Genomic DNA, 22,586 nt, shown 5'->3' with positions numbered 1-22,586 from the left:
GTCGCGTCAGGCGCGGCGGATTTCCCATACCTGCACGGTGACGGGCACAGGCTGGGCGTAAAGGGCTTCCACTTTCTGGCCGTATACGCGCCTGCCCTGCCAGCCGCCGCTTTGCAGGGCGTGCAGAAAGGTTTCGTATACAGAGCGGCCGGGCTCGGCCACCCAGGCCGCGCCGTCCGGCGCGAGCGCGTGGTGTAAAAATCGCAGCACCGGGGCCACAAAGCGCTTTTCATACATGATGTCGCCGCCCCATACGCGGTGCATGCTTCCGGCCTTCAGGGCCGGGCTCCGCCAGTCCATAACGGTCCACAGGGGTTGGGGAACGTCATTGATTTTGGCGTTGCGCGCGGCAAAGCGCAGGGCTTCTTCTTCATAATCCATTGCGGTCACGCGCGCGCCAAGCCATTGGCCGACCATGGCCGTGAGCCCCAGGCCGCAACCAAGGTCAAGGCAATTCTGCCCTGCGATTTCTTCTTTGCGGTCCTGAAGCCAGGAAGCCAAAGCCACGCTGGAGGGCCAGAGCTCCGTCCAGTAGGGCAGCCGCTCATCCTCGAAATCACGGGGGTCGGCGGTCATGGCCTCCCAAAGCTGTTCAAGGTCGGCGGCGCGGCTGAGCTGCCACAGCCGCCCGGCGGCGCGCACTGTTATGTGCGGCTGATAGGCCTGGAGCCCCTTGTCTTCATTGTGCGGATGTTCTGATAACATAAGTTTCTCTTGTGGAGCATAGCCTAATGGGGTGGGCGTGTACAGAGCGCACCGCAAGGGGTATCCGGCTGCTTCAGCATATGATTACGGCAGGTTCCGGGGAATCTGCCCGCACAGCGCACTGTGCGCCTGTGCCGTGGTTGTTGCGCTGGATGCGTCTGATGCAGTGTCCCTTTGGCGACAAAATTCAGCGTCACCGAGCTGCCGGGGCTTGAGGTGTGGCGGCGGCAGGTATATAGAAAGTGAAACGGGTGAAATACGCCCTTCCCGAACGGCTGCATGGCGGCCGTATCATTTTTTTGTTGCCGCAAGGATATATGCATGCACAAGCACAGCGAGTACCTGAATCGCATACTGTTGAGCCGCGTCTATGACGTGGCGGTGGAAACTCCCCTTGATGAAGCCAAAACCCTTTCCCGGCGTCTTGGCAACCGAATTTTGCTCAAGCGTGAGGACCACCAGCCTGTTTTCTCCTTCAAGCTGCGCGGCGCATATAACAAGATGGCCCGCCTGTCGCCTGAGGATCTGCGGCGCGGCGTTATTGCCGCCTCAGCCGGAAACCATGCTCAGGGCGTGGCGCTTGCCGCGCGTCGCCTCGGTTGTGAGGCCACCATTGTCATGCCCGTGACAACGCCTGCCATCAAGGTGGACGCGGTGCGCCGTCTGGGCGGGCAGGTGGTGCTTTCGGGCGAGTCTTTCAGCGATGCCTGGCAGCACACGCTTGATCTTATCAAGGAGAGCGGCTGCATTTATATTCCGCCGTTTGACGATCCTGACGTCATTGCGGGGCAGGGCACCATCGGCATGGAAATTCTGCGCCAGCATCCCGGCGACATCCATGCCGTTTTTGTTCCCATCGGCGGCGGCGGCCTGGCGGCCGGCGTGGCCGCCTACATCAAGAACCTGCGCCCGGAAATCCGGGTTATCGGTGTGGAGCCTGTTGACTCCGACGCCATGCGCCGCTCCGTCATGGCCGGACACAGGGTTGAAATGCATGATGTGGGTCTTTTTGCCGATGGTGTGGCCGTAAAGCTTGTGGGCGAGCATACCTTTGCCCTGTGCCGCGACCTTCTGGACGATATCATTGTCGTGAGCACCGATGCCATCTGCGGCGCCATAAAGGATATTTTTGAGGACACGCGCCTGGTGGCCGAACCGGCAGGAGCCCTGGCCCTGGCTGGCCTGCGCGCCTACGCGGCGGAGAGCGGCCTGCGTGACGCCACCCTGGTGGCCGTGGTCAGCGGCGCCAACATGAACTTTGACCGGCTGAGCCACGTGGTCGATCGTTCAGAAATCGGCGCGCACCGCGAGGCCCTTCTGGCAGTGACCATTCCCGAGACCGTGGGCAGCTTTCGCGCGCTGTGCGCCTCTTTTGGCAACCGCAACATCACCGAACTGTGCACCCGTTTTTCTGACCCTGAAATAGCGCGCGTGCTGGTGGGCATCAAGATCAGCGGGCGCGAGGATGTGGCCGAAGTCCTGACTGAACTGCGCGGCAAGGGATTCGAGGCCATTGACCTCACGGACAATGAACTGGTCAAGATGCATCTGCGGCATCTGGTGGGCGGCAATGCGCCCCAGATTCTGCACGAACGGCTGCTGCGCTTTACCTTTCCTGAGCGGCCCGGCGCGTTGCTGGACTTTATGGACGCCATGCGCGTGGATTTCAGCATCACCCTGTTCCAGTACCGCTACCACGGCGCGGATTTCGGCCGGGTGCTGGTGGGCTTTGAGGCTCCGGAAGAAAAGCGCGAGGCCTTCGAGGACTTCCTGTACCGGGTCGAGCGCATGGGCTATCCCCATGTGGAAGAGACGGACAATGCCGCGTATAAAATGTTTCTGGGGTGGCACGAAGGTTAGGGGCTGTCTCTAAATAATTCTTTTGTCCAACTGGTTGCGTCAAAAGGCCTTTTTTACTCCGGTCATGTACCGTAAGAGTACATTCCTTTCGTAAAAAAGCCTTTTTCCTTGCCCTTGGAGCAAAATCATTTATTTAGAAACAACCCCTAAGGGCGATTTTATTTTAAACTCGCCTTGGCGATACTGACCCTCACCGGAAAAAATCTAAAAACTGAAAGGGCGCACGTACTACGTGCGCCCTTTCATATTTTTTGTCCCGACAGTGCGGCCAAAGCGCAAAAGTGAAAAGCCTTGGCGCCAAGAAGCAATAAGAGTTTTAGGGGGTGGAGGTGTGGGGGAGGAGACCCTTTTGCAAAAGGGTCCCTCCCCCACAAAGGAGTTCAAAATGAATTCGCGTTAGCGCGCGCCGAAGCCCGGCACGTGGAAGCGGTGTTCAAGCCAGCGCAGAAAGAAGGTGGCCAGGGTGACCATGCCCAGATAGTACGCCCCCACTGTGATGAAAACCTCGGTAAAGCGGAAGGTGTCCGAGGCCACGACCTTGCCTTCGCCCATAAGTTCCATACAGGTGACGAGGTAGGCCAGGGAACTGTACTTGATGAGGTAGATGATTTCGTTGCCGCAGCCGGGCAGGGCGCGGCGGGCGGCCTGGGGAATGATGATCCAGGCCACGGTCTGCCATGTGCTGAACCCCAGCGCCTCGGCGGCGCGGATCTGCCCCTGGCGGATGGAAAGCAGCGCCCCGCGCACATATTCGCTCTGATAGGCGGCCGTACACAGGGTAAAGCTTGTGAGCGCGGCCCCATAGGGCGGAAAGAATATGCCGAGCTTGGGCAGGGCATAGTAGATCATCATCAACTGCACAACCAGGGGCACGCCGCGCACTATGGCCGTGAACCAGTCCCCCATGCGTCGCAGCCAGCGCGGGCCGAAAGATCGGGCGCAACCGAGAAGCACCCCGCCCACAAAACCCAGGCTGCCAGCGGGAATGATGAGAGCCAGCGAAACGAGCAGGCCCCTGTTAAGGGCAGGGATAAGCTCATTGCCGAAAAAGGCCGTGTCCAGCACTCTAGCCCCCCATCTCCAGCAGGCGCTGGCAGAAGTCGCGCGTACGCGTGGCGGAGCCTTCGGCCAGAAGCACATCGGGCGCGCCCTGTTCGATAAGCCTGCCTTGCTCCATAAAAATGATCTCCGTGGCCAGAGCGCGGGCAAAATCCATCTGGTGGGTGGCCATGATCATGGTCATTCCGCCGCCGGCAAGGTCACGTATGACGGCCAGCACCTCGCCCACCAGTTCGGGGTCCAGAGCCGAGGTGGGTTCGTCCAGCAAGATGACCTTGGGGTCCATGGCCAGGGCACGGGCCATGGCCACACGCTGTTTCTGGCCGCCCGAAAGCTGCGCGGGGTAGAGCAGGGCCCGGCGCGCAAGGCCGACGCGGGCGAGTTCTTCGTGCGCGCGGGCCTTGGCGTCCTTGTGGCTCATGCCGCGCACCTTGCGCAGGGCTATGGCCACGTTTTCTTCAGCCGTGAGGTGGTCAAACAGGTTGAAATCCTGAAAGATCATGCCTACTTGGGCGCGAAAGGCGCACAGGGAGGGTTTGTTGGTGCGGTCGAGCCGCCGGCCCTCAAGGTAGATGTCGCCCGCATCGGGCGGGATGAGGCAGTTGATGCTCTGAAGCAGGGTGCTTTTGCCCGCGCCTGAAGGCCCGATGAGCACCTTGAGTTCGCCGCGGCGCACCGAGAGGCTGCAATTGTTCAGAATGGGTTTGCCGCCCAGCATCTTCGAGATGCCCTCAACGCGCAGAATAGCTTGTTCGTCCACATTCATGGCTTATCCCACACCCATGCCTTCCATGCTCATTCCTGAGGAATAGCCCGGCACATGGACTTTGTCTTCCAGGCGGCGCAAAAGCTTGAGCACCACCAGAGTCAGCAGAAAATAAATGCAGCCCGCCGCCGCGTAAAGGGCCAGATGTTCGTGCGTGCGCGCGGCCACGAAGGACGTTCTGGCCATGATATCCTGCGTGCCGAGCACGTAGCAGATGGCTGAATCCTTGAGCAGGATGGAAAATTCGTTGGCCCATCCGGGTATGGAAAGGCGCATGGCCTGGGGCAGGATGATGCTGCAAATGCCCGTGCCTTCGCCCATGCCAAGAGCGCGGGCCGCGTTAAGCTGCCCCTGGGGCAGGCTTTCAATGGCGCCGCGAAAAATCTGGGACTGGTAGGCCGTGCTGGTACAGCCGAGCACAAGACAGCAGATCAGAAAAGGATCTGCCGGAAGGCCCAGGCTGATGAAAAATCCGTAGCACAGAAAGAGCAGCACAAGTATGGGTACGCCACGGAAAAACCATACATACAGCGCCACCATGCGGCGCAGCCAGGGGCCGCCGTATACCTGCGCGACAGCCAGAGGCACGCCGAGCACGAGCCCCATGGCCAGAGAAATGGTCACATTGCCAACCGTGACCAGACCGCCGCCCAGTATGGAGGGGAGAGCGTTATAAACTACAAGAAGTGAATCCATATGCGGAGTTTGCCGTAGGTTGGGCAGAACAGCGCGGACCGTCGGGGATATCCGACGATCCGCGTCTGCCGGTCAGCGCTTTTGCGCTGCTTACTTGCTTAGATACTTTTTCTGAAGCTCCTGCCAGTAAGGATCGGCCATGAGCTTCTTGTAACCGTCATTGATGAGCTTGTGCAGGTCCTTGTCGCCCTTGCGCATGGCAACGCCGAACTTGTCGGGTTCACCGTGCGTGCCGGCCTTCTTGACGGCCCGGCCCTTGGAGATGGCGTCGTCAGCGGGCAGTTCGTCCATAAGAGCCACATCGATGCGGCCGTTGAGCAGGTCTTCCACCGCCAGCGGAGCGGATTCATAGAAGCGCAGTTCAAAGGGATAGCCCTTTTCCTGCTGTTCCTGCTTGATGGCATTGGCTTCGGAAGTGCCGCGCTGCACGCCGAGCTTGACCTTCTTGGTCAGCACGTCCTGCGGGGTCAGCGTGGAGTTTGCGGGCACAAGAAACACGCGCGAAACCGTCCAGTACGGATCGGAAAATTCCACGACCTTGGCGCGTTCGGGGGTGATGCTCATTCCCGAATCCACCATGTCGATCTGCTTGGCCACAAGGGCGGGGATGATGCCGTCCCAGGCCATGGGCTTATGGGTAATCTCGAAGCCCATGGTTTTGGCTATCCAGTTGAGGGAGTCCACGTCAAAGCCGGCGGGCTGGCCGGTCTTTTCGTCCACATAGGCGAAAGGCGGATAGTTGGGGTCAATGCCGTTCACATAGCTTTTTTTGGCAAAAGCGGGCACGGCGGCCATGACGGCAGCCAGCAGGGCGCAGACAAGAAGTTTTTTCATGCTCAGTTTCCCCCTCGGAATATGGCGGTGGCCGTTGGCGGCTGAGCCATGCCGGGCATGGCGGCAACCGTCTTAAGGATGGACATGCGTATTGCGGACAAAACCACGAAACGCACAGGCGCGTCAGCTGGCAGATTGTGGGCCTGCCGCCGCGCGGTCTACGGCAAAACAAGGAATTTATCTACCAGATGCTTGGCCGTGACGCAAGGGCGGGGCAGGCGGCCATGTTGGTATTTGCAGGAGAAATAAATATGATGTATTTATTTGACAGTACGTATTACGTATTGCACCACCTGACGAATGCTCTGCATATCTTGGTCCTGAACAGCTTTGATGGCGCACGCCATACTTTTGCTCCATAACGTTTTTTTGGGCTTGTTGACTATGACGAAATCCTCGTGCTGGGAAACACTTTCGGCTCTTATTGGCATTTCAACCCAAAAGCTTTTGCTCTGCTTTTTTGACATGCTGGCCCTGCTGGGGACGGCCATGCTTGTTTTTTTTGTGCGCGCGGCCTTTGGCGGTCTTGATCCGGTGCTGTACCACTGGGTCGTGCCCATGCTTTTGATCGGCCCTGTTTTCGGGGTGGGCCTGGGGCTTTACCAAAGCATAAGTCCCGCACCGCACCGTGAACTCAAGGCCCTGTTTCAACTGGTGAGCCTGTTGTACGCCATTATTCTTGCCGTGCTTTTTCTGTCAAAAACAGGTGATGCATACTCGCGCATCGTCATTGTGGGCAGTTGGGCGGCAACGCTTGTCACCATGCCGCTCGCGCGGCACCTGTGTCGGCGTCTTTACGCTCGCAGGCGCTGGTGGGGCAAGCCCCTGGTCATTTTCGACCACTGTAGCGAAGGGCGCGAATTATGGCGGTATCTTAAACGGCACCCGGAAAGAGGCCTGAACCCCATAGCCATTTTTGACCTGCCCGATACTGCTGAAGAAATGCGCCTGCTGTTTAGTACGGTATCAGCGCGTTACCCCAAGGCCATGGCTTTGCTTTTGCAAAAAATAGGGCAGGCGCAGACAATTGATGTCATTACCGAGGCCTGTCGGTATTTCAGCAATACTCTGGTGGTGCCGTCTGTTGGCGGCGGTTTCAGGGTACACTGGCTGACGCCGCGTGACCTTGGCAGCGCTGTGGGCCTGCTGGTGCGGCAGAACCTGCGCGATAAAAGGCGGCTTTTCATCAAGCGCGGCCTTGATCTTGTGTTATGCCTTCTGGGCGCCGTGGTGCTTTTGCCACTGGGGGCGGCCCTGGCTCTTGTCATCAAGGCTGACAGCCCCGGGCCGGTCTTTTACCGCCAGAAGCGTATCGGCCAGCACGGCAAAGAGATTCGTATCTTTAAATTTCGAACCATGGTCAATGACGCGGATAAGGTTCTCAAGGACATGCTGGCCTGCGACGAGGCTCTGCACAAGGAATGGACCTGTGACCGCAAGCTCAAATGCGACCCCCGTATTACCCGCGTGGGGCGCATGCTGCGTAAGCTCAGCCTCGATGAACTGCCGCAGCTTCTCAATGTCGTCATGGGCGACATGAGCCTTGTGGGGCCGCGCCCCATCGTGCGGTCCGAAGTGGACAAGTATGGGCAGGTTTTTGAGGAATATTGCATGGTCAAGCCCGGCATTACGGGATTGTGGCAGGTTTCGGGGCGCAATAACACCACCTATCAGGAGCGCGTGAATTTTGATCAATATTATATCAACAACTGGTCTGTGTGGATGGACCTGTGGATACTGATCAAAACTGTGCCCGTGGTGACTCTCGGGTACGGAGCCTACTGATCCTGTGCATTATGCGCTGACCAAGCGCCGGTTGATGGCAGACGAAAATTATGTTCCTGCCACCGCCTGACATGCCTGCTCTACCTCGTGCATAAAGCGGGATCGAAATTGCTGTTCCGAGAACTTTTCTGCATGGGCGCGAATGGCGGCAGGGTTGAAGCGCATTTCATCTTCTTCAAATTTCAAGATCGCGGCTGCTAAAGATTCAGGGGTCTGCTCGTTGAAGAGCAACCCCGTTTCTTCCGGGCGAACCGTTTCCAGCGCGCCTCCGCGCGCGTAGGCCAGCACGGGTACACCGCTGGCCGCCGCTTCCAGGGGAACGATCCCGAAATCTTCTTCACCGGGAAAAAGAAGGGCTCTGCTCGCTGCCAGCACCGTTGCGACTTCTTTGTCGCTCAGGCGGCCAAGAAAACGCACTGTGGGGCCAGCCATGGCCTTAAGCCTGTCAATCTCCTCGCCTTCACCCAGAACGACAAGCGGGCGATTCAGACGGGTACATGCCTGTACGGCAATATCCATCCTTTTGTATGCCGTCAGTCGGCCAAAGCAGACATAGTGGCCGCCGCCGGGGCTCTTTTTGGCTGTAAACGTCTCTATATTAACAGGCGGCGGCACCACAGCGGCCTCTCTGCGCCAGTGCTTGCGAATTCTGCGGGCCACGTTATGGGAATTTGCCACAAAACGGTCTACGCGAAATGAACTGGCGACATCCCATCTGCGCAGGCCGGGCAGCAGCAAACGCATGGCGCATCGCGTCAGCAGACCGGAAGCGGCGAGATATTCCGGCCAGTTGTCCCAGAGATAGCGCATGGGCGTATGGCAGTAACAGATATGTGGCGTATCCGCCCTTGTGACAACACCTTTTGCAGGACCGGACTCACTTGAAATAACAAGATCGTAGTCAGTGAGATCAAGCTGTTCCAGGGCAAAAGGCATGAGCGGCAGATAGCGCGGGTAGTTTTTTTTACTGAACGGCAATTTGTCGATGAAGGTCGTGATAATCGGGTGACTGGCAATGCCAGGCGACACGTTTGCACGGTCAAGTACATGCGTATAGATATGGGCGTCGGGGTACAGACGGCAAAGAGCTTCCAGCACCTTTTCGCCCCCGCCCATGTTAACAAGCCAATAATGCACTATGGCAACGCGCACACGTGCTCCTTCGTGTTGGGCCGCAGCGCGGCAAGATCTTGATGGTCGGTCGGCAGGGTCGCTCCTCGCCAAAGGAGTCCCGGCATCATTTTTTCCGACCATAATCGACTTGCCCCATAAAAAAAAGATCAAACTCGCTGTCAGTCCAACAGAGCCGGATCAAATTAACTTGAAATACTTCACATTTCAATTTGTCATTCTGCCGGAAAATGTGATTTGCGGTAGCCGTTAGCGGGTCTTCGCCGCTTGCGGATAATCAATACTGTCTTTGCGGCAGCCGTTGCTTTAGCCGTTGTGACGCAGGCTTCAGCCGTTGCGACGCAGGAAGCTACGGATAAAGACAGCAATGAGTAACTACACAGTTCACTCCATACAATCGCTGTCGCCATTCATAAGGCTCGCAGACTCGCCAACGACTGCCGCGAAGCTACGGATAAAGACGGCAATGAGTTACGCAAAAATCTTACCTAAAGGTTCGCTGTCGTTATCCGTAAGCCGCTGACGCTGCAACGGCTAACGCGCCCGCAGGGCTTGCCTGAACCGTTGGCGGGAACCGCCTTACGGGGCAGGACAGCATCGCTACGGATGGCGACAGCGATTGTAAGGGACAAGCCGTGTCGTTACGCATGCTGTCTTCAAGCGTAGTTTCCTGCGTCACAACGCTTGAAGCATCCGTAGCTTCCTGCGTCGCAACGGCTGAAGCCTTCGTCACAACGGCTAAAGCTCGGCTGAATCCACGCCATGTTGCGGCGCGCTGCACTTTCGCGCAGCGCCAGTTCATGCAACCTTTTTCAAAGGTAGGATGTGTTCGCGTGAACCTTGACCTAAAATTCCGGCACGTCAGCGGGCTTTCCGGCTTTGACCTTGTCGAGATAGACAGCCCAGGCTTCACCAATGGCGAAGAGGCGGTCTTTGGGAATGATGGTGCTGTCGTACGTGATGAGCACGGAGCCGCTTACGGGGTTGCATTCTACTGAAGCGACCCCGGCAATGGCTTTCATGCGGGCCTCGGCAAGGGCCGCCACGGATGCGTCGTGCAGTGCCGGGTGGCGTATGCGCACCCGGCCGTCCACGAAGCTGCGTACATATTTAAGAAGATGCAGGGATTTCAAAATGGCTCTCCTCGCCCGGCAGGGCCTTGGTGGGCAGGTGGGGGCGCATGGCGTTAAGAGCCACGCCCAGCGTGGTGACATTGTGCAGCAGGGCCGCAACGCCAGGGCCCATAAACATGAAAAGGCCGCCCAGCAGAAAGGCGCTGTTGAGCGTCAGTGTGGCCACGAAATTGAAATGGATGCGCTGCAAGGTGCGCGTGCCCAGCAGGCGGGCGTTGACAAGGCCCTCAAGGTTGGGGTGGGTCAGCAACACGTTGGCCACCTCGCGGGCCAGGTCCGTGCCGTCGCTCATGGCGACGCCCACATGTGAAGCGGAAAGCGCGGGAGCGTCGTTAATGCCGTCTCCCACCATGAGCACCTTGCATCCCTGATCGGTCAGTTCCTGAACAATGCGGGCCTTGTCGGTGGGCAGCACCTGCGCGCGGTATTCGCTGATGCCCACACGGGCAGCCACGGCCCGGGCTGTGCGCTCGTCGTCGCCCGTCAGCATGAGAACGCGGTTGAAGCCCAACCCGCGGAGTTCTTCCACCACGCGGGGCGCTTCAGGACGCATGGGATCTTCAATGGAGACCATGCCCGCCACCTTGCCGTCTTCGCTCATGAAGAGCAGGGAGCGGCCCATGCCGGTCTGCTCGTCAATCACTGTTTCCAGGGGCGAAACGTCAACGCCTTCATCATGTTCGATGTAGTGGCGGCTGCCCACGCGCATTTTTTTGCCGTACAGCGACGAGGCCACGCCGTGCGCCACCACGTATTCCACATGGGCGTGCTCTTCGGCATGCTTGAGACCTTCTTCATCGGCCTTGCGAACGACGGCGCGGGCCACCGGGTGGGGAAAATGCTCCTCAAGGCAGGCCATGACGCGCAGAACTTCAGTGCGCTCAAAGCCCGGCGCGGGAAAGACCTCCACTACCTCGGGGCTGGCCTGGGTGAGGGTGCCGGTCTTGTCGAAAACGACAGTGTCGGCCTCGTTAAGGGCTTCAAGGTAACGTCCGCCCTTGATGGCCATGCCATGACGAGCGCCTTCGCGCATGGAGGCCAGTACCGCCAGAGGGGTCGCCAGCTTGAGCGCGCAGGAGTAGTCCACCAGCAGCACGGAGGCCGCACGGCGGAAGTCCCGCGTGAGCAGCCAGACAAGAGCGGCCAGGCCAAAGGTAAAGGGCACGGCCATGTCGGCCAAGCGTTCATACTTGCCCTGGATGCCGGCCTTGAGTGATTCTGATTCTTCAATAAATTTCACGACCTGCCGCAGGCGTGTGCCGTCGCCCACATGGCGGGCGCGGATGACCAGGCGGCCTTCTTCAACCACTGTGCCAGCAAAGACAGACGCTCCGTTAGTGCGGCGAACCCCAAGAGGTTCCCCTGTCATGGACGACTGATTGACCACTGCGCAGCCTTCCTCGACCACGCCGTCAACGGGGATGCTGCCCCCATCGCGCACAACGACCAGATCGCCTTCCTTCACCTGCGCCAGGGGAACGGATATTTCCGTGCCGTCGGCCAGCAGCCACACGTTTTCAACATTGAGCGCCAGACTTTCGGTGAGCGTGGCCATGGAGCGGCGGCGCGTCCAGTATTCCAGCGTTTCGCCGAGACCCAGCAGCAGGGTGAGCAGGCTGACAGTGCGGAAGTCGCGCATGACAAGGGACGCGCCAATGGCGGCAGCATCAAGAACGTCCACATTGAGCGCGCCGCGCAGCACGGCGCGAACGCCCTTGAAAAGAAAAGGCACTGCGCTGATCACGCTGTTGACGATGCGCAAGGCCATGGGCAGCAGTGGGCGGACGAAAACATACTGAAACACGGGCATGAGCCCTTCAGTGAGCGTGGCTTCGCCAGGGCCTGGGGCGGGATCGTCCACAATGTCCGCCAGGGGGCCATCTACGCCGCCGGCCCCCACAAAGAGGGTCAGGGCCGTTTCACGGTTTTTGGCGTCTTCATAATGAAAAAGCAGGCTGCCCAGGCGGGGGTTTACACGTACCTCGCTTATGCCGGGCAATGTAGACAGCGCCCCTGCCAGAGCTTCGGCCTGGGCAAGGCCGAGGGGGCAAGAGGCGCGCACGCGCATTCTGCCTGAATCGGGCGTGGAGATGCCACGCAGCTCATGAACAATGTAAAAACGCATGCGCGCGCTCCTGTTCCATATATAACTTTGATTATGGGCGATACGGCGTTTGTCGGGGGAAGATGAGGGCGTCAGCCCACCCCTGCGGCGCGCCGTCAGATTTTTGTGCGGCTGGGGCGGATGCGCCCCACGTCCATTCCCTGTTCAGGTCTGCCACAGCTTCGGGCAGGGCAAGGCAAAACAGCCATGCCGCCGGAACCGGCCGCGTTTTTCAAGGTGGCCTGTTCCAGCGGCTGACCGTACACATGCGGAATTTTTAGGCTTCAGCGCTGTCTTTGGTGGCCTTGCGCTTGTCAGAGGCCACGCGGGCTTCGGCGGTGAGGTCTTCCACATCTTCCTTGAGGGCTTCAACCTTGGTCAGCAGGGCATCTTTAACATCAATGCCACGGCTGATGAGGTCGGTAGCCAGCGGTTTGAAGTCGAGTTTGGCACGGCTCGCAGCCGTAATACCCACAGCGCCGACAATCAGTCCACCCAGAAACCACAGGCCGCATTTCAGACCATTATTCATAACGTATCTCCTTAATGACCGCGTTGTAAACCGTCCGTACGGCAAGTCGCACAGGGCGGCAGAGAAAAATCCAGCCCCCTGCCACGCAAGCGTGGCAGGGAATAAGCGAGAATATGACATTTTTGACAGAACTGGAAGTCTAGCTGCCGGAACCCGCCAGGTCGACCTTGATGAAATCGGCTTCGCTGTTGCGAAGTGAGATCGTGACGCCGGACAGACGCAGAGCGACAGGGTCTTTGAGGGGCGCGCGGCCAACTATTGAAACCGTTGTGCCGGGGATGAGCCCCATGTCGCGAATGCGGCGGTTCATTTCACCAAGGGCTTCCACAGCGGCAATCTTGCCCTGCTGGCCTACCTGCATCTGACGCAGATTGACAATCTGGCTCATGCGTGTTCTCTCTTTTTTAGCCTTGCGGCTGTGATATAGTGAAATTATGGGTTCCGGTACATGCATAAAACGCCACCGTAGCCGTGGTGCAACGGCGTAGCTTCAGCATGGGTGCCAATTATTTCTTCAGGCTTGATGATCACCTTGCCGTCAATAGTAAGATGTGTCAAGAGAAAAGAAAGTCAATTTCAAACCGGGCGCTGGACGACCCGTTTTTTTGGCAAGGAGGCCCCATGCAATCTTCCTATGTTGTGCATGCTATCGAGGGCAGGGCGCGGTTGCGCCATCCCGCCCTGGCGGATGTCAGGGCGCGCGGCGAGGCACAGGCCTTGCTGCGGGATGAAAAAGGCGTCAACGAAATGCGCTTCGGCTCGGAATCGCTTTTACTGCTCATGAGCCCCGACGCGGACTTTGCCGCCATCTGTCAGCGGCTGGAAGGAAAAATACCGGATCTTCTCAGGCCCAAAGCCGAGGTCGCGGCAGCGCGCAAGGCCGAACGCCGGTCGCGGTTCGGTGCGGGGCAGGCAGGCCACAAGGGTAAGGAAACACTCCGCGGCAAAAGCTTCGGCGACATGCTTGGCGATATGCAGGTGCCGTCGTTTTTGCAGCCCTTTGTGTCTGGCAAGGGCAAGGGTAAAATTATGGGCATAAGCCCGCGCAAGTTCGAGGTGCGCACCATGCTCGGCGCTGGCAGTCTTTGCCTGCTTGCCGGCTTTGCGGGTGGCAAGGGGCTGCATGTGGCCGCCGGTCTGGCCTGGGCCACGCTGGCGACCCGTCACGTGTGGGTGCGCCGTAAGGCCCTGTAGGGCAGGCGGTTTTTTAGAGCGGTTAGCGAATGAAATGCGTTAACCGCTCTGCAAGGATTTTCAGGAAAATTCTTGCCACGAATATGCGAATAGGCAGGTTTTTGCCTGCCGTACGTGAGCATTTCAAGTGTTAAATGCTCTGGCCAGAGCAAGCTCACTTTACGATTGCTCAGGGGGCTGCGTGAGCGGCGCTCGCCCGGCATTGTCACTTTGAAATTTCTCGGGCCTCTGTGGGAGCAGGCGCTCGCCGTGACGGCGTAGGCGTTGTCCACCTGCGCTGTCGCGCGCCTGTGCGGGCGACTTCACGCATTGAGAATCCCTGTTTTCCATGGCACGTTGCTTTGTAACAGAGGCCGGGGCAAAAACGCCCCGGCCTCTGTTTGTTGCTGGAAGGTGTGCAGCCCGTGGCCGCTGGATCACGATCAGACGTGTTCGCACGACATCAATTCCAGAGAGGCCGTACTGCGCCGCATCTGCGCGGATGGTCCTGCAACGGCAGGCGGTACCATGCGTCATGCGCCAGCGGCGACAGGGGGCGTGTGCCCCCTGCTGCGGCGTCTATTCCTCCGCTTTGGCGTTGTCGCCGCCTTCAGGGCCGTTTTCTGTCTCATGCCGCCCGGCCACAAGATTGCGGTGCCCGGTGATAATCTTGGGAATGACCTCGGGTTCGGCCAGTGAGGTGGTGTCGCCAATATCTTCGTAACTGTCGCCAGCTATCTTGCGCAACATACGCCGGATAATCTTGCCCGAGGTCGTTTTGGGCATGCCATCCACAAACTGTATGTATTCCGGGGTGGCCAGAGCACCGATATCGCGTCTTACGGCCTCGCGCAGCTTGGTGCGCAGGTCGGCGCTCCAGGGCACCTCGTCGCGCGTAACCACGTAAGCGTAAATGCCCTCACCCTTGAGGGCGTGTGGCATGGGCACAACGGCGGCTTCGCCCACTTCGGGGCAGGTGGCCAGCACTGCTTCGATTTCCGCTGTGGAGAGGCGGTGTCCCGATACGTTGATGGAGTCGTCGATACGACCCAGAATCCAGAAGTAGCCGTCCTGATCAATTTCGGCGGCGTCGCCAGAAGCGTAGCAGCCAAAGCGCGAAAAATAGGACTGGTACTTCTCTTCGTCATTGAAAACGCCTTGCATCATGCCGGGCCAGGGGCGACGTATGACCAGATGCCCGGCCTTGCAACCCACTTCGGGCTCCTCGCCGTCGCGCGCTGCTGAACCCATAACCGTGGCGTCAATGCCGGGCAGGGGCTTGGAGGCCGAACCGGGCTTGAGCTTGGTTGCATAGGGCATGGGCGCGATCATGGCCCCGCCGGTTTCCGTCTGCCACCACGTGTCCACAATGGGCAGTTCGCCACTGCCGATGTGTTTGTGGTACCACTGCCAGGCTTCGGGGTTGATGGGTTCGCCCACGCTGCCCAGGATGCGCAGGCTGCGCAGGTCGTAGCGTTCTGTCCACGCTTCGTTCATGCGCATGAGCGAACGTATGACCGTGGGCGCCGTGTAGAGAATGTTGACGCGAAAATTCTCGACAATGCGCCAGTAGCGGTCAGGATAGGGCCATGTGGGTATGCCCTCGAACATGAGGGTGGTCGCCCCCAGCGACAGGGGGCCATAAACGCCGTAGGTATGGCCGGTGATCCAGCCTGCGTCGGCAGTGCACCAGTATACGTCGTCGTCGCGCATGTCGAAGCACCACTGGGTGGTGTGAGCCGCATAGGTAAGGTACCCGCCCGTGGAGTGCATGACGCCGGTGGGTTTGCCCGTGCTGCCGCTGGTGTGCAGCAGAAAGAGCGTGTCGTTGGCGTCCATCGGCTCACAGGGAAAGTCTGGGTTGAGCGTGAAGTCGTCAATAAGGTCGTGCCACCAGATGTCCCGGTTGCGCTGCATATGGACATTTTCAAGTCCGGCATGCTTGACCACCACCACATGCGCCACGGAAGGGCATTTTTCAAGGATGGGGTCGAGGTTGGCCTTGAGGGGCTTGAATTTGCCGCCACGCACGGCGGCGTCGGCCGTGATGACCACGCGCGCCTTGCAGCCCTGGATGCGGCTGCGCACGCCGCCCTCGGCGTAGCCGGAAAAAATGGCCGTATGTATGGCCCCGATGCGGGCGCAGGCCAGCATGGCGATAAACAGCTCCGGGATCATAGGCATATACAGGGCCACGTGATCGCCCTTGCGGATGCGCAGCGAGCTCAGTGCATGAGCCACCCGGCAGACCTCGGTATAGAGCATCTGGTAGGTATAGCAGCGAACGTCCGTTTCTTTTTCGCCCTGCCAGATGAGGGCTGCCTTGTTGCGCCGGCCTGAAATAAGATGCCTGTCAATGCAGTTGAATGAGGCATTGAGCTTGCCGCCGGTAAACCACCTGTATTTGTGGTTTACTTCATCAGCTTCTAGCACTTTGTCCCAGCGCTTGAACCAATGGACTAACTGCGAAGCTCGAGCACCCCAAAAGTCACTGGGGTCTTCCACGGCACGGCGGCACAGTGCATCGTATTCTTCTGCTCCGCATACCCAGGCAGAAGTTTTGCCGTGCTCTGGTGGAAGATAGCTGCGATTTTCATTCAACAGTGTCGTGATCCGTTCCTGAGACATGATCCAGACCTCCATCCTGTCTAAACTGTAAATTGAAAAGTTGAGAATTGGCCATGATACTCGAGTAAAGAGATTTTAAATAACAGTCAAGAGGCAGATTCTTGTTTGTGCTTTCAGTCATAGTTGTGAAAAAAGTATCAAGAGCCTGAAAAATGAGGTGATTCCACCATGCGGCGCGGATTGTAACGCCATTACAATTGAAGAAAATTTTCACAATCAAGGTGTAAAAAAATATAGAAATTTCTTAAATTTTATGGGGACAGGCAAATCCGAGGGCAAAAAGGGGCTGTTCCCCTCTTCTGGCGCGCTTTCGCAAGGCTTTTTCTGGAGGCAGGGATTTTGACATGGGTCGGCATGTGCCGATATGCGGTGGTCTGGCGTCGGCATGCGGCGGTCTGGGGCAACACCGAAAACTTGGGCATGGTGAGGATATTTATGGAAACGCGCAGTTATTCCGTTTGGCAAGGCGCGATCTTTTTTTGAAGCAGGAGTGGACTCTTCCGTCCTCGGCTGTTTCAAAAAAAAGTGAAGCAACGCCGCCAAAAGGAATAAATCAGCGTTTCCCTGGGGCAAGCGGGGGGGAGGCGCAGGGCCTCATGAAGCCCCGGTCCAGCAGCAGGTGGGCCAGCTGGGTGACGGGCAGCCCCACCACCGTGCTCCACGATCCTTCTATCCTGTCCACCAGAAACGCTCCCTGACCCTGAATGGCGTAGGCTCCGGCCTTGTCGTGCGGTTCGCCCGTATCCACGTAGGCCCGCAAAACGTTTTCAGGCCAGGGATGAAAGTACACACGGCTTGCGTCGCTGAAAACCAGTTCTTCCGCTCCGCAGCCCTGGTACGCAATGCTTTTGTCAGCGCCGCGCGCGCAATCTGGCGCGTTACACGATGTAACGCCAGCTGCGTTTCCATATGTTTCCTCATGCGCGCCCGCTGAAAGGGGCAAAAGCAGGCATACGGCGCTGATGACCTCATGTCCGCGTCCGGTGAGGCGTTGCAGCATGGAGAGGGCGTGGGCGGCATCGTGAGGTTTGCCCAAAATATCGCCATCCACAGCCACCACCGTGTCGGCGGAAAGGATGATGGCTTTTTCTTGCGTGAATGGGGAAGCTTCCGCACCTGTTCTGTTCAGACTGGCGGTAACGGCGTGCGCCTTGGCCGCCGCAGCCCGCCGGGTGTAGGCATCGGGTTGTTCACCGGGCAGGGGCAGAGGCTCTGCCCGGTCCGGGCGGGCCAGTTCAAAGGGCACCCCCCATTCGGACAGAAACCGGCGACGGCGTGGCGAACCGGAGGCCAGCACCAGTCTGAACCCGTCCGTCAGGGAGAACAGCGGTTGCCGCGATGTGGGTTGGGCGGTCATAGGCAGTACTGTCGGCAAGGGCGCGGGGCCATCAGGCCGGGGCGTGGCGCAGAACTTCCTTGTCCTGCATGTTCAGCACGCGGAAGAGGCCGTTTTCATACAGCCCGTAGCTGCGGGGAAAGCCGCTCTTGGGCAGCGAAAGGGAACCGGGATTCCAGAAGTGCAGCCCATCGAGGGTTTCGCCGCGTGGAATGTGGGTATGCCCGCGCAGGAAGACAGTGCCGGGTTTGAAGCCGGGGCATGGCGGATTTTCGGGCAGGTGGTGGCCGTGGCTTACGAAGATGCGCAGTCCATCGGCATCAAGCCATGTAGTGTCGGCCACAGGAAAGGGCAGCAATCCCAGATCCACCTCGGCGTCGCAGTTGCCGCGCACAGCGGTAACCGGGCAGGGCAGCGCGGTGAGGTCGGGCATTTCACGCATCACCAACCTTGTGTCATAGCCCGCAGGCAGGGGATTGCGGGGGCCGTGATAAACAAGGTCGCCCAGCAGCACCAGCATGTCGGGTTCGATCTGCCGTGCTTTTTCCACCAGAAAGCGCAGGCTTTCAATGGATCCGTGCAGATCGGAGGCTATGAGCAGGCGCATCAGGCGCGTTCCTTTGCCTGAGGATGCTGTGCATTCCAGGTGGGCATATCCACAGCTTCTTCCACCAGCATGACAGGTATATCTTCCCGAACGGGGTAGATAACCTGGCAGGCCGCGCAGGCAAAACCCGCCGTGTCATTATTTTCTTCCATAGCGGCGAGGTTGCCCAGGCATTTGGGGCAGGCCAGTATCCGCAAGAGTTCGTCAGTATTGATGGGCATATATCCTTCCTCTTAAATCAGCATGGGCGGCTAGTATACAGAGATGCAGGGGCCAGTTCAAGGCTTGCCCCATATTGATATTTTGCGCTATTAATAAAAACTCATCTTTAGTAAGGTTTACACCGCATGAAACTGGTTGATCTGCATACGCACACTACTGCTTCCGATGGTACGGATTCTCCGGCACAGCTCATGGCCAAGGCCGCCCAGGCGGGGCTTGAGGCCGTGGCCGTGACTGACCATGATACGCTTTCCGGTCTGGATGAAGCCGCTGACGCCGGGCGTGAATATGGCGTCGAACTCATACGCGGGTGTGAAATCTCCACGGGCACGGAACTGGGAGAATTGCACATTCTGGGGCTGTGGCTGCCGCAACATCCCGCACTGTTGCAGGAAAAACTGGCTTTTCTGCGGCGCAAGCGCGCGGAGCGCAACGAAGGCATAGTGCGCAAGCTTCAGGACCTGGGGCTGGATATCACCATGGAAGAGGTGCTGGCCATAGCCACGGGCGAAAGCGTGGGCAGACCCCATATTGCTGAAGTCCTGTTGCGCAAGGGATATGCCAAAAATTCCCGTGAAGTTTTCAAGGAATACCTCGGTTGCCACGGCAAGGCCTACCTGCCCAAGGAAGTGCTGGAACCGGAAGAAAGCGTGCGCCTTCTGGCCGATCTTGGCGCGACCGTCAGCCTGGCCCACCCCATGCTGTGGAAGGGGCCGTCGGGCTGGCTGGACACGCAGGTGTCGCACCTCAAGGACTGCGGGCTCAATGCCATTGAGGCGTGGCACAGTGAGCATTCCGAAGCGGACGTTCGCGCCTGCCTCGCTCTGGCCAAGCGTTTTGACCTGGGCATCAGCGGCGGTTCGGATTATCACGGCGACAACAAGCCGTCCATTTGTCTTGGCAAGGGCTACGGCAAACTTCGCGTCGGCATGGACGTGCTGGAAAGTCTGCGGCAACGGCGGATGGCAGCGGGCCTGCCCGTCTGACAGGTTTTGCGGCGCATCTGTGGTGCTTTTTTCATAACTGTTTTGCTTCTTTTTCTTCAGTTTTTGTCCCATACTCTGTCCATACGCCGAAGCACAGCGGCAAGGGTTCCTGTATTCTGCCGTACTGTAAGGCTCTTTTTCAACCATGCTTTATCGTTATCTATTTTTCTTCATTTTACCATGGTTTCATGCCTTGCGTAAAACTGCCCAGCGCGGTACAGCGGCCTTGCGGGGGGACTTTTTCACCCCTGCCCCGCAACACGGGCCGTCAGGGCGCAGACACGCAGTCCGCGCCGGGCGTGCTGGTCATAATCAGGCATTTTTTTTACGAGCAGCTACCGGAATAAACAGGCATGCGCATTCTACACAAGCAACAGCATTTGCCGCCTCTTGATGGTCCACGACTGGAACCCCACCCATTTCGCGCAGCAGGCACGCCGCCCGACAAATGCAATGGCGCGCCGATTGTGCCCGTGAACCGCCGGGAGCGCGGCCTTGAGGCCCGCCGGACAGTCATGGCCGCGGAGGAGCGCGGTGAAGGAGAAGCCGTGGACAGCGAACGCAAGGACGAGGACCGACAACCGCCCAATGGCGTTCACGACGCCTTTGAATTCCGCCAGCTTGGCAAGGACGATTTTGAGCAGTTCGAAGCCCTGCTGCGGTATGCCTTTCAGGTGAGTACGTCTGAAATGGCCCGCATTGGCTGGTCCGACAAGGAAATGAAGCAGTCCAAGAGGCCCATTTTCGAGGCATCGCACGTTATGGGCTGGTTTTACAAGGGCCGGCTGGCTTCGCAAGTGGTCATCTATCCAATGGAAGTGAACGTCCAGGGCGAGATTTGCAAAATGGGCGGCATCACCGGGGTGGCGACTTATCCGGAGTATACCGGGCGGGGGCTTATCCACTCGCTGCTGGCAAAAAGCCTTGAGTACATGCGCGGCCAGCAGCAGATCATCTCCTATCTGTGCCCCTATTCCATCCCGCTTTACCGCAAGCACGGCTGGGAAATCGTGTCGGACAAAATGACCTTCACCATCAAGGATACGCAGCTTCCGGCGCGTCACCCGGTGGAAGGGCAGATAGAACGTGTGGATATTGAAAATGAGGATCTGCACAAGGTTTATAAATATTTCGCGCTTCAGGAACACGGCGCGCTCATACGCGGCGCGCTGGAGTGGGAGGAATACTGGCGCTGGGATTCGGACGATGTCATGGCGGCCGTGTATTACAGCACTGACCGCAAGCCCTTGGGCTATGTGATCTACTACATTGAGAATGAAGTTTTCAGCATCAAGGAGATGGTCTACCTGAACCAGGAGGCCAAGTACGGCATCTGGAACTATATCAGCGCGCATTTTTCTATGATCACCAAGGTGGAAGGAGCCAACTACACGGGCGAGGCCATGGCTTTTCAGCTTGAGGACAGCGAGATCGACGAGACCATACAGCCTTACGGCATGGCCCGTATTGTGGATGTGCAGCGCTTTATGGAGTTTTATCCCTTCCAGTTCAACGATCCCAGGCTCACCCTCGATTTTGAGGTAAAAGACCCCATTGCGCCTTGGAACAACGGCATATTTCATGTGCGCTGGCAGGACGATGAAGCTGTCTGCGAACAGGTGACCACATGCCATTCGGGGCACCGCATCGCGCTGGACATCCAGACGCTGACCACCATGCTTATGGGCTACAAGCGGCCCACCTATCTCTATAACAATGACCGCATTGATATGGACTACCATCTGCTCAAAACGCTTGAAGCGCTGATTCCGCCTGATAAACCCTATTTTTCAGACTACTTTTGATGCCAGAGCAGTTTACGAATGAAATGAGTTAACTGCTCTGCAGGGATTTTCTTGAAAATCCTTGCCACGAAATGCGAGTAGGCAGGCTTTTGCCTGCCGTACGCGAGTATTTCAAGTGTTAAATGCTCTGGATGCTTGTGCCGCGTTAGGGCCTGTACCCTGCAATAAGAGTTTTAGGGGGTGGGGGCGTGGGGGAGGAGACCCTTTTGCAAAAGGGTCCCTCCCCCACAAAATTCTTCAAAATATCATCGCGCACCGATAGCGTTATTTCTTGATGCTGCGCAGGGCACGCTTGCAGATGCGCTCCGTCGGCTTGCAGGGGCTTTCACCCAGCCAGCGGTCGCAGACATCCTGTACCCACTGCGGCTGGGATTTGGCCGCGTCATTGAGCCAGTTGCCCACGCTGTCCTGCACATAGGCCGCCGGGTCTGCCCGTAGCGGTTCCAGCACCGGCAGGCCGAGATCAGGGTCCTGTTTGAGCCGTTCCATATGGCTGCACCAGACCCCGCGCGGGCGTATGCTTTCGCTGGCGAAGCGGCGCACACGTTCGGAAGCATCCGCCGTCCAGCCGACAAGGTGGGGTATGGCCGCATCAAGATGTTCGGTGAGGTGGGGGCGTACGGCCATCCAGACCCATTCGCGCACGCCGAAGTGGGCGTCATCGGCAAGGGGCCGCACGGCCTCAAGCCTTTCTTCAATATTCCGGGCCGGGCAGAGGGCAAGGGCAAAGCAGGCCCATCCGCGCACCGTGTCCGAGGGGTGGGTTGCACAGGGGGCCAGACCGTCAGGCCCAAAGGTTTCATACAGCAGCTTTCCGGCCAGACGCATCTTTTTGGAAACGCCCTGGCCCGCCGCCTGGCGCAGGGCGTCAATGCCGCTGGCAGGCACATCGGGAACGGCCGCAGCCATAAGAGCGGTAAAATCCACGGCAAGGGCTTCGGCAAGATTGCTTGAGGCGGCCTGTCCGCTGTTGAGCAGGGCCAGTTTTTGACTGTCGATGTCCATAAGGTACCCGTTTGGGTTGGCGCGGGCCGCCATGCAGCGCAGGAGCAATTTTGTGGGGGAGGGACCCTTTTGCAAAAGGGTCGCCTCCCCCACGCCCCCACCCCCTAAAACCTTTACAGTATGCTGCAATGCTCAAAGGTTTTTCTGTTTGGAAGCGGGGGGCAGAGATCGCGCCTTGCAGGCATCGCAGTCGCTCAAAGCCTGTCTGCTCTGATACAG

The 22,586-nt window shown here is 58.5% G+C and carries 21 protein-coding genes; 5 read left to right on the top strand and 16 right to left on the bottom strand.

What is annotated here, in order from left to right:
* Window positions 1–6: 6 nt before the first annotated feature.
* On the bottom strand, window positions 7–705 hold the full coding sequence (locus ACZ5DH_RS08310; protein ID WP_464253863.1) for a class I SAM-dependent methyltransferase: 699 nt from the start codon (window positions 703–705) through the stop codon (window positions 7–9).
* Between the two features lie 321 nt (window positions 706–1,026).
* Between ACZ5DH_RS08310 and ilvA the strand changes: the two genes are divergently transcribed.
* Window positions 1,027–2,565 (top strand): threonine ammonia-lyase, biosynthetic, encoded by a 1,539-nt coding sequence (gene ilvA, locus ACZ5DH_RS08305; RefSeq protein WP_464253862.1) that lies wholly within the window; start codon window positions 1,027–1,029, stop codon window positions 2,563–2,565.
* Window positions 2,566–2,961: 396 nt separating this feature from the next.
* On the opposite strand, the gene ACZ5DH_RS08300 is transcribed toward ilvA, so the two are convergent.
* From ACZ5DH_RS08300 to ACZ5DH_RS08285, 4 genes are all read right to left on the bottom strand, one after another.
* Complete coding sequence (locus tag ACZ5DH_RS08300) at window positions 2,962–3,630, bottom strand: amino acid ABC transporter permease (protein WP_464253861.1); 669 nt, start codon at window positions 3,628–3,630, stop codon at window positions 2,962–2,964.
* Between the two features lies 1 nt (window position 3,631).
* A complete protein-coding gene (locus ACZ5DH_RS08295) occupies window positions 3,632–4,390 on the bottom strand; it encodes an amino acid ABC transporter ATP-binding protein (RefSeq protein ID WP_464253860.1) in 759 nt (252 codons plus the stop codon).
* Between the two features lie 3 nt (window positions 4,391–4,393).
* Window positions 4,394–5,086, bottom strand: a complete 693-nt coding sequence (locus tag ACZ5DH_RS08290) for an amino acid ABC transporter permease (protein ID WP_291302250.1) — start codon at window positions 5,084–5,086, stop codon at window positions 4,394–4,396.
* 90 nt (window positions 5,087–5,176) lie between these two features.
* Complete coding sequence (locus ACZ5DH_RS08285; RefSeq protein ID WP_464253859.1) at window positions 5,177–5,920, bottom strand: ABC transporter substrate-binding protein; 744 nt, start codon at window positions 5,918–5,920, stop codon at window positions 5,177–5,179.
* Between the two features lie 384 nt (window positions 5,921–6,304).
* Here ACZ5DH_RS08285 and wbaP point away from each other — a divergent pair, with 384 nt between their 5' ends.
* Window positions 6,305–7,705 carry an undecaprenyl-phosphate galactose phosphotransferase WbaP gene (wbaP, locus tag ACZ5DH_RS08280; RefSeq protein ID WP_464253858.1) on the top strand — a complete coding sequence of 467 codons (1,401 nt, stop codon included), beginning with the start codon at window positions 6,305–6,307 and terminating at the stop codon, window positions 7,703–7,705.
* Between the two features lie 48 nt (window positions 7,706–7,753).
* On the opposite strand, the gene ACZ5DH_RS08275 is transcribed toward wbaP, so the two are convergent.
* The 6 genes from ACZ5DH_RS08275 to ACZ5DH_RS08250 all read right to left on the bottom strand — a co-directional run bounded on the left by ACZ5DH_RS08275 (window position 7,754) and on the right by ACZ5DH_RS08250 (window position 12,993).
* The gene (locus ACZ5DH_RS08275) at window positions 7,754–8,857 is read right to left on the bottom strand and encodes a glycosyltransferase (RefSeq protein ID WP_464253857.1); all 1,104 of its coding nucleotides are present in this window, start codon (window positions 8,855–8,857) and stop codon (window positions 7,754–7,756) included.
* Between the two features lie 484 nt (window positions 8,858–9,341).
* Window positions 9,342–9,515, bottom strand: a complete 174-nt coding sequence (locus ACZ5DH_RS08270; protein WP_464253856.1) for a hypothetical protein — start codon at window positions 9,513–9,515, stop codon at window positions 9,342–9,344.
* Between the two features lie 166 nt (window positions 9,516–9,681).
* Complete coding sequence (locus ACZ5DH_RS08265; protein WP_464253855.1) at window positions 9,682–9,969, bottom strand: HMA2 domain-containing protein; 288 nt, start codon at window positions 9,967–9,969, stop codon at window positions 9,682–9,684.
* Complete coding sequence (locus ACZ5DH_RS08260) at window positions 9,947–12,094, bottom strand: heavy metal translocating P-type ATPase (RefSeq protein WP_464253854.1); 2,148 nt, start codon at window positions 12,092–12,094, stop codon at window positions 9,947–9,949. The genes ACZ5DH_RS08265 and ACZ5DH_RS08260 overlap by 23 nt, the downstream gene beginning before the upstream one ends.
* 256 nt (window positions 12,095–12,350) lie before the next feature.
* A complete protein-coding gene (locus ACZ5DH_RS08255) occupies window positions 12,351–12,605 on the bottom strand; it encodes a hypothetical protein (RefSeq protein WP_464253853.1) in 255 nt (84 codons plus the stop codon).
* A gap of 139 nt (window positions 12,606–12,744) precedes the next feature.
* A complete protein-coding gene (locus tag ACZ5DH_RS08250) occupies window positions 12,745–12,993 on the bottom strand; it encodes a FeoA family protein (RefSeq protein ID WP_291302242.1) in 249 nt (82 codons plus the stop codon).
* Window positions 12,994–13,226: 233 nt separating this feature from the next.
* Between ACZ5DH_RS08250 and ACZ5DH_RS08245 the strand changes: the two genes are divergently transcribed.
* A complete protein-coding gene (locus ACZ5DH_RS08245) occupies window positions 13,227–13,799 on the top strand; it encodes a hypothetical protein (RefSeq protein WP_464253852.1) in 573 nt (190 codons plus the stop codon).
* A 558-nt stretch (window positions 13,800–14,357) separates the two neighbouring features.
* Here the strand turns inward: ACZ5DH_RS08245 and acs are convergent.
* The 4 genes from acs to ACZ5DH_RS08225 all read right to left on the bottom strand — a co-directional run bounded on the left by acs (window position 14,358) and on the right by ACZ5DH_RS08225 (window position 18,570).
* A complete protein-coding gene (gene acs, locus ACZ5DH_RS08240) occupies window positions 14,358–16,406 on the bottom strand; it encodes an acetate--CoA ligase (RefSeq protein WP_464253851.1) in 2,049 nt (682 codons plus the stop codon).
* A gap of 553 nt (window positions 16,407–16,959) precedes the next feature.
* Window positions 16,960–17,763, bottom strand: a complete 804-nt coding sequence (locus tag ACZ5DH_RS08235; RefSeq protein WP_464253850.1) for a Maf family protein — start codon at window positions 17,761–17,763, stop codon at window positions 16,960–16,962.
* Between the two features lie 31 nt (window positions 17,764–17,794).
* Entirely contained in the window at window positions 17,795–18,349 is a 555-nt protein-coding gene (gene yfcE, locus ACZ5DH_RS08230) for a phosphodiesterase (RefSeq protein WP_464253849.1), read from the bottom strand.
* The gene (locus ACZ5DH_RS08225; RefSeq protein WP_464253848.1) at window positions 18,349–18,570 is read right to left on the bottom strand and encodes a Trm112 family protein; all 222 of its coding nucleotides are present in this window, start codon (window positions 18,568–18,570) and stop codon (window positions 18,349–18,351) included. Before ACZ5DH_RS08225 ends, yfcE begins: the two co-directional genes overlap by 1 nt.
* A 126-nt stretch (window positions 18,571–18,696) precedes the next feature.
* Between ACZ5DH_RS08225 and ACZ5DH_RS08220 the strand changes: the two genes are divergently transcribed.
* Together ACZ5DH_RS08220 and ACZ5DH_RS08215 are read left to right on the top strand one after the other, a co-directional pair.
* The gene (locus ACZ5DH_RS08220) at window positions 18,697–19,557 is read left to right on the top strand and encodes a PHP domain-containing protein (protein WP_464253847.1); all 861 of its coding nucleotides are present in this window, start codon (window positions 18,697–18,699) and stop codon (window positions 19,555–19,557) included.
* A gap of 353 nt (window positions 19,558–19,910) precedes the next feature.
* Window positions 19,911–21,362, top strand: a complete 1,452-nt coding sequence (locus tag ACZ5DH_RS08215; RefSeq protein WP_464253846.1) for a GNAT family N-acetyltransferase — start codon at window positions 19,911–19,913, stop codon at window positions 21,360–21,362.
* A 264-nt stretch (window positions 21,363–21,626) separates the two neighbouring features.
* On the opposite strand, the gene ACZ5DH_RS08210 is transcribed toward ACZ5DH_RS08215, so the two are convergent.
* Window positions 21,627–22,442: a HEAT repeat domain-containing protein gene (locus ACZ5DH_RS08210; RefSeq protein ID WP_464253845.1), complete on the bottom strand. Its 816-nt coding sequence runs from the start codon at window positions 22,440–22,442 to the stop codon at window positions 21,627–21,629.
* Window positions 22,443–22,586: the final 144 nt, after the last annotated feature.

Source organism: Desulfovibrio simplex (assembly GCF_055387835.1).
The sequence above is the reverse complement of the archived record's forward strand: the minus strand, read 5'-3'. Positions and strand labels throughout refer to the sequence as shown.

What these genes read in the sequence shown, in the direction of transcription:
- ACZ5DH_RS08310 (WP_464253863.1), bottom strand. Translation starts at nt 705, where the DNA reads ATGTTATCAGAACATCCGCACAATGAAGACAAGGGGCTCCAGGCCTAT.
- ilvA (WP_464253862.1), top strand. Translation starts at nt 1,027, where the DNA reads ATGCACAAGCACAGCGAGTACCTGAATCGCATACTGTTGAGCCGCGTC.
- ACZ5DH_RS08295 (WP_464253860.1), bottom strand. Translation starts at nt 4,390, where the DNA reads ATGAATGTGGACGAACAAGCTATTCTGCGCGTTGAGGGCATCTCGAAG.
- ACZ5DH_RS08290 (WP_291302250.1), bottom strand. Translation starts at nt 5,086, where the DNA reads ATGGATTCACTTCTTGTAGTTTATAACGCTCTCCCCTCCATACTGGGC.
- ACZ5DH_RS08285 (WP_464253859.1), bottom strand. Translation starts at nt 5,920, where the DNA reads ATGAAAAAACTTCTTGTCTGCGCCCTGCTGGCTGCCGTCATGGCCGCC.
- wbaP (WP_464253858.1), top strand. Translation starts at nt 6,305, where the DNA reads ATGACGAAATCCTCGTGCTGGGAAACACTTTCGGCTCTTATTGGCATT.
- ACZ5DH_RS08260 (WP_464253854.1), bottom strand. Translation starts at nt 12,094, where the DNA reads ATGCGTTTTTACATTGTTCATGAGCTGCGTGGCATCTCCACGCCCGAT.
- ACZ5DH_RS08255 (WP_464253853.1), bottom strand. Translation starts at nt 12,605, where the DNA reads ATGAATAATGGTCTGAAATGCGGCCTGTGGTTTCTGGGTGGACTGATT.
- ACZ5DH_RS08250 (WP_291302242.1), bottom strand. Translation starts at nt 12,993, where the DNA reads ATGAGCCAGATTGTCAATCTGCGTCAGATGCAGGTAGGCCAGCAGGGC.
- ACZ5DH_RS08245 (WP_464253852.1), top strand. Translation starts at nt 13,227, where the DNA reads ATGCAATCTTCCTATGTTGTGCATGCTATCGAGGGCAGGGCGCGGTTG.
- acs (WP_464253851.1), bottom strand. Translation starts at nt 16,406, where the DNA reads ATGTCTCAGGAACGGATCACGACACTGTTGAATGAAAATCGCAGCTAT.
- ACZ5DH_RS08235 (WP_464253850.1), bottom strand. Translation starts at nt 17,763, where the DNA reads ATGACCGCCCAACCCACATCGCGGCAACCGCTGTTCTCCCTGACGGAC.
- yfcE (WP_464253849.1), bottom strand. Translation starts at nt 18,349, where the DNA reads ATGCGCCTGCTCATAGCCTCCGATCTGCACGGATCCATTGAAAGCCTG.
- ACZ5DH_RS08225 (WP_464253848.1), bottom strand. Translation starts at nt 18,570, where the DNA reads ATGCCCATCAATACTGACGAACTCTTGCGGATACTGGCCTGCCCCAAA.
- ACZ5DH_RS08220 (WP_464253847.1), top strand. Translation starts at nt 18,697, where the DNA reads ATGAAACTGGTTGATCTGCATACGCACACTACTGCTTCCGATGGTACG.
- ACZ5DH_RS08215 (WP_464253846.1), top strand. Translation starts at nt 19,911, where the DNA reads ATGCGCATTCTACACAAGCAACAGCATTTGCCGCCTCTTGATGGTCCA.